This is a genomic window from Rhodosalinus sp. (genome assembly GCF_041685465.1).
In the GTDB taxonomy this organism is placed as follows: Bacteria; Pseudomonadota; Alphaproteobacteria; order Rhodobacterales; family Rhodobacteraceae; genus Rhodosalinus.
The window spans coordinates 5,271-11,393 of the sequence record NZ_JAWLFS010000083.1; the positions used below are offsets into that span (position 1 = coordinate 5,271).

Consider the following 6,123-nt stretch of genomic DNA (forward strand, 5'->3'; position numbering starts at 1 on the left):
ACAGCGCGAACGCGGCGGCGCAGCGCCTTTACACCCGTGCGCATTTCACCACGCGCGACGCCACGCTGCTGATGACACGCCCGCTCTGAGGCGCGACGCCAGCGCGATTCGGCCGCTCAGAGGCTCCCGACGACGATGACCATCGCCACCGAGTAGAGCATCACCCCCCCGACCACGAGCCAGAGCGCGTAGTTGCGCGCGAAGCTCGCCCTGGTGAGCTCCTTGGCCTGATACATGAGGTCGGGCCACGTGTAGGAGACGAAATCGCCCTGCGTGAAGACCGCCTTGATCCGACCCGCCTCGTCCACCACCGGCAGGCGGCGGAAGCGCTCGTTCGACATGATCCGCAGCCAGTCGAGCAGGTCGTCGGTCTCCCGTGCGACGCGGATCTCGCGGGTCATCACCTCGGCGAGCGTGGTCGTGGCCGCGTCGCGGCCGGCGTTCACGAGCCGGCGCATCACGTCGCGCTCGGTGACCACGCCGGTCACCGTGCCGTCCTCCTCTGTCACAACGACGGAGCCGTACCCGCGATCGCTCATCGCCGCCACGGCCTCGGCCACGCTGGCGCTCTCGCGAAAGGTGAGCGGCGCAGGCTTGCTCGCATACTCCGGGCGGTCGCGGATCTGCATCCGCATATGGTCGCTCGCGGTCATCGGAAACTCCTCTCGCATGGGTACGTCGCCGGAGAACCCTAGCGCGCGCGGCGCGAGAACAAGGCGCGCGGGCTGGCATGGCCCCGGGCAGGGGCTTATATCCGGGTCATGACGCTCGCCATTCCCTTCGAGACCACCTACGCGGCGCTGCCCGAGCGCCTGTATTCCCGGATCGACCCGACGCCGGTCCGCGATCCGCAGCTCCTCGCCTTCAACCATGCGCTCGCCGCGGACCTGGGCATCGCGGTGACCGGCGACGAGGCAACGCTCGCCCGCGTCTTCGCCGGCAACGAGGTGCCCGAGGGTGCCGCGCCCCTCGCGCAGCTCTACGCCGGCCACCAGTTCGGGCAGTTCAACCCGCAGCTCGGCGACGGGCGCGCGCATCTCCTCGGCGAGGTTGTGGACCGCCAGGGCCGCCGCCGCGACATCCAGCTCAAGGGCTCGGGGCGCACGCCCTATTCACGGATGGGCGACGGGCGCGCCTGGATGGGCCCGGTCCTGCGTGAATACGTCGTTTCGGAAGCGATGCACGCGATGGGCATTCCCACGACGCGCGCCCTCGCCGCCGTGGCCACGGGAGAGCCCGTCGTGCGCGAGGCGGTGCTGCCCGGCGCGGTTCTGACCCGCGTCGCGGCGAGCCACATCCGCGTCGGAACCTTCCAGGTCTTCGCCGCGCGGCAGGACACCGAGGCGCTGCGCGCGCTCTTCGACCATACGGTCGCGCGGCACTACCCGCAGGCCGACGGGCCGCAGGCACTTCTCGACGCGGTGATCGCGGCGCAGGCGCGGCTCGTGGCGCAGTGGATGAGCGTGGGGTTCATTCACGGCGTGATGAACACGGACAACTGCGCGCTCTCGGGCGAGACGATCGACTACGGGCCCTGCGCCTTCGTGGACGACTACCACCCCGAGACGGTCTTTTCCTCGATCGACCGGATGGGGCGCTACGCCTACGCCAACCAGCCCGATATCGCGGTCTGGAACATGGCGCAGCTCGCCACGGCACTGGTGCCGCTCATGCCCGACCGCGACAAGGCGGTCGAGGCCTTCACGGAGTCGGTCCACGCCATGCCCGGGATGATCCGCGCCGAATGGCTCGCCCGTTTCCGCGCGAAGCTCGGCCTCGCCGGGCAGGACGAGGGCGACGCGGGGCTGATCTCGGAGCTGCTCGACCTCATGGCGGCGCAGGGCGCGGATTTCACCAACACCTTCCGCGGGCTCGCCGAGGGCACCGCGCGGCGGGAATTCACGGATCCCGCGCCCTTCGATGCCTGGGAGGGCAAATGGCGCGCGCGCCTCGCGGCCGAGACGGGCGACCCGGCGGCGCGGATGCGCGCCGCGAACCCGGCGGTGATCCCGCGCAACCACCAGGTCGAGCACATGATCGAGGCGGCGGTCGGCGGCGACCTGGCGCCGTTCCGGCGGCTCGTGGCGGCGCTCGCGACGCCTTACGAGACGCCGGAGGACACCACGCTCGCCGCGCCGCCCCGGCCCGAGGAGCGGGTCGCGGCGACCTTCTGCGGCACCTGAGCGGGGCGCATCCGCGGGGGGCGATGGCCCGAGCGCTGCGCGCGCGGCCACGGCGCATGTGGGGGCTTCGCGCCCCCACGCCCCCGCGGGATATTTTTGCCAAGAAGAAGGACCCGGGGCGGCGCTTGAGTGCGGGGTGCGGATCGCGGGCCGGGCGCGCGCATGGGCTGTCGCCATCGGCGGCGCTCGTCGCGGTGCGCGGCAGGCTCGCCGGCCCTCCGGCGGGCGCGGGGCCTATTCCTTCGCGCGCACCCGCTGCAGGAGCGGCATCAGGTCCGCCATCTCGGGGCCCGTCGCGCGCCCCGTCAGCGCCTTGCGCAGGGGCATGAAGAGCGCCTTGCCCTTGCGGCCGGTCCGTTCCTTCACCGCCGCGGTCCACGCGCCCCAGGTCTCCGGCCCGTAGGGCGGCTCTGGCAGGAGCGCCATCGCCTCGGCGACGAAGTCGGCGTCCTCCGGCGCGATCCCGGGCTCGGCACCATCCCGGAAGAGCGCCCACCAGTCGGCGAGCTCCGCCCGCGTCTCGATGTTCTCGCGCACCACCGACCAGAAGCGCTCGGCCAGATCGTCGGGCACGCCGAGGGCCGCGATCTCGTCCTTCATGGCCTCGAAGGGCAGCGCATGCAGGTGCCGCGCGGTGAGCGGGCCGAGATCGGCCTCGTCGAACTTCGTGGGCGCCGCGCCGAACTTCGAGAGGTCGAAGTCCGCGGCGAGCGCGTCGGGATCGTCGACGAGCTCCACCGGGTCGGAGGTGCCGAGCCGCGCCATCAGGCTGACCAGCGCCGCCGGCTCCACCCCCCGCGCGCGCAGGTCGCGTAAGCTGAGCGTGCCGAGCCGCTTCGAGAGCGCCTCGCCCTGCGGGCCGGTCAGGAGCGAGTGATGCGCGAAGCGTGGCGCCGTGCCGCCGAGCGCCGCGATGATCTGGATCTGCGTCGCGGTGTTGGTGACGTGGTCGGCCCCCCGCACGACGTCGGTGATCGCCATCCCGGTGTCGTCCACCACCGAGGCCAGCGTGTAGAGCACCTGCCCGTCGGCGCGGATCAGCACCGGGTCGGAGACCGAGGCGGCGTCGATCGAGAGCGGGCCGAGGATGCCGTCCTCCCATTCGATGCGCGCGTGATCGAGCCGGAACCGCCAGTGCCCGGCGCCCCGCTCGGCGCGCAGGCGGGCCTTCTCCTCCTCGGAGAGCGCGAGCCCGGCGCGGTCGTAGACCGGCGGGCGCCCCATGGCGAGCTGCTTGCGCCGCTTGAGCTCCAGCTCCTCGGGGGTCTCGAAGCACTCGTAGAGCCGCCCCGCGGCGCGCAGGCGGTCGGCGGCGGCCGCGTAGCGGTCGAGGCGCGTCGACTGCCGCTCCATCCGGTCCCAGGTGAGGCCGAGCCAGGCGAGATCCTCCTCGATCGCGGCGACGTAGACCTCCTGCGAGCGCTCCGGGTCGGTGTCGTCGATGCGCAGGATGAAGGTGCCGCCCGCCTTGCGCGCGACGAGGTAGTTCATCAGCGCGGTGCGCAGGTTGCCCACGTGCAGGTAGCCCGTGGGCGACGGGGCGAAACGGGTGGTGGTCATCGGCGTCTCCTGTCGGGCGTGTCCCCTGTCACAAGCCCCGTGCCATGTCCAGCGCGGGCGGGCCGAGGCACGCCGGACCTGCGAAATGTCACATGCACTGTGCGCAAACGCACAAGAGGTTCGGGCAGCCCGGCGGCTACCGTCCGCACAGTCCTAACCCGGGAGGAGACCCATGACACAGGCAACGATCACCCGCCGCCAGGCGCTCGCCGGCGCCGCGGCGCTGCCGCTCGCCACCGCTGCCGCCGGCCCGGCCCGCGCGAGCGCGCCGATGCTGGGGCCGGATTTCCCGACGCACGCCCGCTTCCGCCTCGGCGGCTTCGAGGTCACCACGCTACTGGCCGGAACGCGGATGGTGCCCAACCCGCAGGAGATCTTCGGCCTGAACGTCTCCGACGAGACCTTCGCCGAGGCCTCGGCCGAGGCGATGATCCCCACCGACACCAGCCGCTTCTTCTTCACGCCGACGGTGGTGAACACGGGCGAGGCGCTCATTCTCTTCGACACCGGTCTCGCGCCCGCGGCGACCGTCGGCGCGCTGGAGAGCGCGGGCTACACCGCCGACCAGGTCACCCACGTCGCGCTCACCCACATGCACGGCGACCATATCGGCGGGCTCATGGAGGAGGGCTCCGAGACCTTCGCCGGCGCGCGCTACCTGACCGGCGCGGCGGAGTTCGACGCCTGGGACTTCTCGGGCGACGAGACCTTCGAGGCGAAGGTCCGCCCGCTCTCGGACGCGGGCAAGCTCGAGTTCCTCGAGGACGGAGACGCGATGGCCTCCGGCGTGACCGCGGTGGCCGCCTTCGGCCACACGGCCGGCCACATGGCCTTCATGCTGGAAAGCGAGGGGCGCCAGCTCCTCCTCGGCGCGGATTTCGCCAACCACTACATCTGGTCCCTCGCCAACCCGGACTGGGAGGTGCTCTTCGACCGCGACAAGGAGCAGGCCGCGGCGACCCGCCGGCGCCTTCTCGGCATGCTCGCCGCCGACAAGGTGCCCTTCGTGGGCTACCACATGCCCTTCCCGGGCCTCGGCTACGTCGAAACCGCGGGCGACGGCTTCCGCTACGTGCCGCACAGCTACCAGTTGACGATGGAGTGAAGCCAAGAGCGGTGTCGGATCCCCCTGCTCGGCCCGGGCGACCGGGCCGAGCAGGGGCGTGCCGGAAAATACTGCCGGGACGCGGCGGGTCCGCCGCCCGCGGCTGACCGGATGGCGACGATCACGCCCAGGGCGGTTCGGGGCCGTCGTTCGCGCGCGCCGTCCGGTCCCGCCGCGGCATCATGACGGCCGCGAGGATCAACAGGTCGAACGGCACGCGGAACCGGATCTTCACGAAGAAGAGGGAGTAGAGCGCCCAGGCCAGAAGCGCGATCGCGATCGCGGTCGTCAGCGCTCCCGGCCGGACGGAGTGCCGCAGCGCGATCGCCGTCGCGTAGATCGTCGCCTGAACGACCGCGACATAGCCGAAAAAGACGGCCTGCAGGTCACCGCCGAGTCCGCTGCGCATGTAATCCCATGGCACCCAGTAGAGCGTTATCTTGCGCAGGAGGTTCATGACAAACGCCAAGGTTTCCTGGCGCATGAACTCAAAGGTCGCGGCCAGCAGATCGGACGGCAGCGGGCGCGTGGCGACACCGCGATGCGACAGCGGATCGGGATTGTTTCCGAGCCAGAGATTGGACGCACCATTGCCAGAGAGTGTCGGGCGCAGATCCCCCGTGAGAATCCAGACGAACGCGACGACCGCCGCGAAGGGGATCACGCCGAGCAGCGCCGCCCGAGCAGCGTGCGGCGTCGGCTGGCCGAGCAGCGCGGCGAGGAAGAACCCACCCGGTATCACCGGAAGCATCGCCGGATTGACGAAATACAGGCCCGCGGCCGCCGCCACCAGCGCAGCACGACGCCCGTCGAGCGCCGACTGGAGCAGTACGACGAGGAGCGCAAGCATCAGCCCCTGCTGGGAGGCGGTTGCCGTGACCAGCCACATGAAGGGCATCGCCACGAGCGCGACGCCGAGCGCCAGGGGCACCCGGCAGCGTAGCAGCAGCCAAAGGATCGGCGGCGCCGAGAGTAGAAAGTTGAAAAGGCGCACTGCCTGAACATCGGGCAGCACGTCCGCATGAAACAGTGGGTTGGCGAGGATCACCGCCATGTTGCCGGGAGGCCAGAAGAAGCTGTAAGAGGCGCCGCCCAGCACCGCCCGGATGTCAGCGATGCGGCTGATTTCATCCGGCGTGTCCGGCAGCGCGAACGCAGAAGCGACGCCGCCGATCAGATAGACCCCCGCGAATGCCCGGCGGCCAACGGACGACACCGCAAGGGCGCTGAACCTCTCGAGCAGGCCATCCATACTGAGCGACACCTGCTGCAGCT

The 6,123-nt window shown here is 71.1% G+C and carries 5 protein-coding genes; 2 read left to right on the forward strand and 3 right to left on the reverse strand.

What is annotated here, in order from left to right; genetic code table 11:
• Positions 1 to 116: 116 nt before the first annotated feature.
• Entirely contained in the window at positions 117 to 653 is a 537-nt protein-coding gene (locus ACESL7_RS07445) for a CBS domain-containing protein (RefSeq protein WP_372892684.1), read from the reverse strand.
• A 108-nt stretch (positions 654 to 761) separates the two neighbouring features.
• Between ACESL7_RS07445 and ACESL7_RS07450 the strand changes: the two genes are divergently transcribed.
• Complete coding sequence (locus ACESL7_RS07450) at positions 762 to 2,183, forward strand: protein adenylyltransferase SelO (RefSeq protein ID WP_372892685.1); 1,422 nt, start codon at positions 762 to 764, stop codon at positions 2,181 to 2,183.
• A gap of 234 nt (positions 2,184 to 2,417) precedes the next feature.
• On the opposite strand, the gene gltX is transcribed toward ACESL7_RS07450, so the two are convergent.
• Positions 2,418 to 3,743 carry a glutamate--tRNA ligase gene (gltX, locus tag ACESL7_RS07455; protein WP_372892686.1) on the reverse strand — a complete coding sequence of 442 codons (1,326 nt, stop codon included), beginning with the start codon at positions 3,741 to 3,743 and terminating at the stop codon, positions 2,418 to 2,420.
• A gap of 172 nt (positions 3,744 to 3,915) precedes the next feature.
• Between gltX and ACESL7_RS07460 the strand changes: the two genes are divergently transcribed.
• Complete coding sequence (locus ACESL7_RS07460; RefSeq protein ID WP_372892687.1) at positions 3,916 to 4,848, forward strand: MBL fold metallo-hydrolase; 933 nt, start codon at positions 3,916 to 3,918, stop codon at positions 4,846 to 4,848.
• A gap of 121 nt (positions 4,849 to 4,969) precedes the next feature.
• Here ACESL7_RS07460 and ACESL7_RS07465 read toward each other — a convergent pair.
• The coding region (locus ACESL7_RS07465) for a hypothetical protein (RefSeq protein ID WP_372892688.1) at positions 4,970 to 6,123 on the reverse strand (1,154 nt) is incomplete at its 5' end.

Excerpts from the sequence above, each read along its gene's own strand:
- gltX (WP_372892686.1), bottom strand. The coding sequence starts at position 3,743 with ATGACCACCACCCGTTTCGCCCCGTCGCCCACGGGCTACCTGCACGTG.
- ACESL7_RS07445 (WP_372892684.1), bottom strand. The coding sequence starts at position 653 with ATGACCGCGAGCGACCATATGCGGATGCAGATCCGCGACCGCCCGGAG.
- ACESL7_RS07460 (WP_372892687.1), top strand. The coding sequence starts at position 3,916 with ATGACACAGGCAACGATCACCCGCCGCCAGGCGCTCGCCGGCGCCGCG.
- ACESL7_RS07450 (WP_372892685.1), top strand. The coding sequence starts at position 762 with ATGACGCTCGCCATTCCCTTCGAGACCACCTACGCGGCGCTGCCCGAG.